At 73.2% G+C, this 3,144-nt stretch carries 2 protein-coding genes; both read left to right on the top strand.

Features of this window, described 5'->3' with window-relative positions; genetic code table 11:
• The coding region (locus tag VK611_20010) for an ATP-binding protein (protein HMG43626.1) at positions 1-1,579 on the top strand (1,579 nt) is incomplete at its 5' end.
• Positions 1,580-1,692: 113 nt separating this feature from the next.
• Positions 1,693-3,144 (top strand): HAMP domain-containing protein (locus tag VK611_20015; protein HMG43627.1); only part of this gene is annotated, 1,452 nt, incomplete at its 3' end.

Genomic DNA, 3,144 nt, shown 5'->3' on the forward strand with positions numbered 1-3,144 from the left:
CGTCACGGTCCGGGCGGTCGAAGCGTCGACGGTCATGGGCTCCGCGGCCGCCGACTTGGCCCATCTCCTGGCGGAGCTGATCGAGAACGCCCTGATCTTCTCGCCACCCGACCAGACGGTCGAGATCCGGGGGCGCATGCAGCCCGCCGGCTACACGTTGGCGATCATCGACTCCGGTCTGGGCATGTCGCCCGAGGAGCTCGCACGGGCCAACCGACGGTTGGCAGGCGCGGAGTCGTTCACGATCGCCCCGTCGAAGTACCTGGGCCACTACGTCGCCGGCAACCTCGCCGCCCGCCACAACATCAACGTCACCCTCCACAACTCCCCCGGCCACGGCATCACCGCCACCATCAACCTCCCACCGACGCTGCTGACCACCGGCGACACCACCGGCGCCCCCGACGCGGCTGCCGGCGCTCCCAACCTCACCACCACACCCACCCTCGCCGCCCGCCGCGACCTCTCGCCGGCCGCCGCCGCGGCGCTGGCCCGGCAGACCGGCGACGACGAGCAGGCACCGGCGGCCGGCCTGGCGCCCGCCGCGTCCGCCACCACGGCCAGCGGCCTGGCCAAGCGCACCCCGCGGGGCCCGGCGGATCCCTCGGCCGATCGACCGGCTGCCCGGCTCGGCAGTGGCGTCACCAAGCCGGCGACCGCCGACGACTCCCTCATCCAGACGCTGTCGCAGTACACGACGCAGCTCCACGACCAGGTGAACTCGAGCCCGGCGGCACCGTTCACCTCGAAGCCGATCACGTCGATGCACCCGCCGGCTCCCCCCGCGCCGACGGCCCCCGCAGCCCCGGCGGCGCATGTCGGCTCCGGCGCCCCACCGCTCAGTCCCGCCACCGGCACCCCGGCCCTGAAGCACCTCCCGCCGTTCCCGACCACGCCGCCGCGGGGCTTGTCGTTCCCGCCTCCGGGGCCCGGTCCGTCGCCGGCGTTGCCGGGTACGGGCAACGGTGCCCCGCTGCCGCCGCGGCCGCCGCTCCCCCAGCGCGGGCCGGCCGCCCCGGCCTCCCCGCCGGCGGCGCCCGAGGTGCCGGCAGCCTTCAGCCCACGGCCCTTCGCCCCGCCGTTCGGCGCGGAGCCCCCGGCCCCCGGGGCCCCGGCGAACCCGCCCGGTCCCCCCGGTCAGCCGCCACTGGCCCCGCCGCCCCCGCCCGGCGACCAGACCACCGCGGCAGGGCTCACCCGCCGGGTCCGGGGCGCCCAGCTCCCGAACACCCAGACGGTCAAGCTCCGCCGCGGCGAGAGCGGTGCCGGTCCTGGCGCCGGCATCGGCCCGTCGAGCCCGGCACCCGCGCCCCGCACCCCGCCCCCGGGCGGCCCGTTCGTGCGGACGCCCACCGGTCAGACCCCGGCCGTGCGGGCTCCCGGGCGAGGGCCCGCGCCCACGCCCACGCCCGCGCCCACGTCGGCCGAGGGCTGGGCGAGCGAGCGGTCGGCCAAGGACGTCTACGGCTTCCTGTCGGACTTCACGGCCGGTGTGCAGCGGGGCCTCGACGAGACGCAACCGGCCGAGCCGCCGCAGGCCCCTTCGGAGCCCCCACGGCCGCCCGCGGACGACAACTGAAGGGTCCCACAACGCATCTTTGGACGTGAACTGGGCGAGAATTCGCCATTTCCGCCCCTTGAGTGGCGACATCAGCACCGATTGTTCGCGAGACTTGACAATCAATGCGCCGAGTGCCGATTCGCATCAAGCTGCTCGGAGCACTGGCTGTCCCTCTGCTAGGGCTCCTGAGCATCATCGTCTTCGAGCTCGCCAAGACGTCTCGTGATGTCCGCGAGGTCCGGAGTCAGACACACCTGGCCACTGCCACAATCGGCCCGGCCGGTCTGCTGAGCAGCCTGCAGGACGAGCGCAGCTGGGCGGTCGCCGAGCTGAGCGGCACCGAGAGCTCCCTCACCCTCGACGTCACCGGGTACGCCGAGACCCAGGCCCGCACCGACGAGGCGTTGGCGGCGTTCCGCTCCGAGATGGAGGAGCGCGGCGGTGACATCGCCGCGGTGTACCGGCCGGCGCTGGCCGGCATCGGCGACGTCACGGCCCTGCGGCAGGAGATCGACGCCCACAACGAGGCCAACCCCGTGGTCGACCTGACGTTCGCCGACCAGGTCTTCGACCGGTACGCCGAGCTCACGACGCCGTTCCTCGACGCCAACACGCGGCTGGCGCTGGCGATCGACAGCCCCGGCCTGCGCCAGGGCGCCGAGCTGATCGACCTGTCGTCACGCCAGATCGAGACCACCGCCGATCTGGTGCGGGCGCTGATCCAGGGCGGGGCGTCGGGCACGATCGAGGAGCGCGACGAGCTGATCCAGGTCGCGACGCTCACCGAGGTGTTCGAGCTGAACTCGGCGGCGATCAAGGGCTCCCGCCGCGAGCCCTACGACGAGCTGGTCGACGACGAGTTCCCCGAGAAGGTCACCACCGACCTGCTCGCCGTGGCCGACGTCGCCATCGCCGGTGAGCGGGTCGACGCGAACCAGGTGCTGGCGGCGGTGAACGTGCCCATCGACCAGAGCTACATCGGGTTCCGCACCAAGACCGCCGACCTGCTCGTGCAGGAGGCCGACAGCCTGAAGGGCGGCGCCAGCGGGCGCGGCTGGCTGTTCCGCCTGTTCGCCCTGGTCGCCGTGGTGTTCGCCGGGCTGGCCGTGTGGTGGGTGTCGCGGTCGATCACGCGTCCGTTGCGGGCGTTGACCCGTCAGGCCACGGACATGGCCAACCACCGCCTGCCCGACGCCGTGTTGGACATCCTGGACACGCCGTTGGGCGACGACGTGACGGTGCCCCAGGTCGAGCCGATCTCCGTGCAGACCCGTGACGAGGTCGCCGATGTGGCGGACGCGTTGAACACGGTGCAGGACTCCGCGCTCGATCTCGCCGTGGAGCAGGCCGTCTTACGACGGAACATCGCGGACTCGTTCGTCAACCTCGGTCGCCGCAACCAGAACCTCCTCGGCCGCCAGCTCGACTTCATCACCGAGCTCGAGCACAACGAGACCGACCCCGACACGTTGGCCAACCTCTTCCGGCTCGACCACCTCGCCACCCGCATGCGCCGCAACGCGGAATCGCTGCTCGTGCTCGCGGGCATCGACCCGCCCCGCAAGTGGGCGGCACCAGTGCGG

The sequence above is a fragment of the Acidimicrobiales bacterium genome, from assembly GCA_035316325.1.
Classification (GTDB): Bacteria; Actinomycetota; Acidimicrobiia; order Acidimicrobiales; family VFJN01; genus DASXTK01.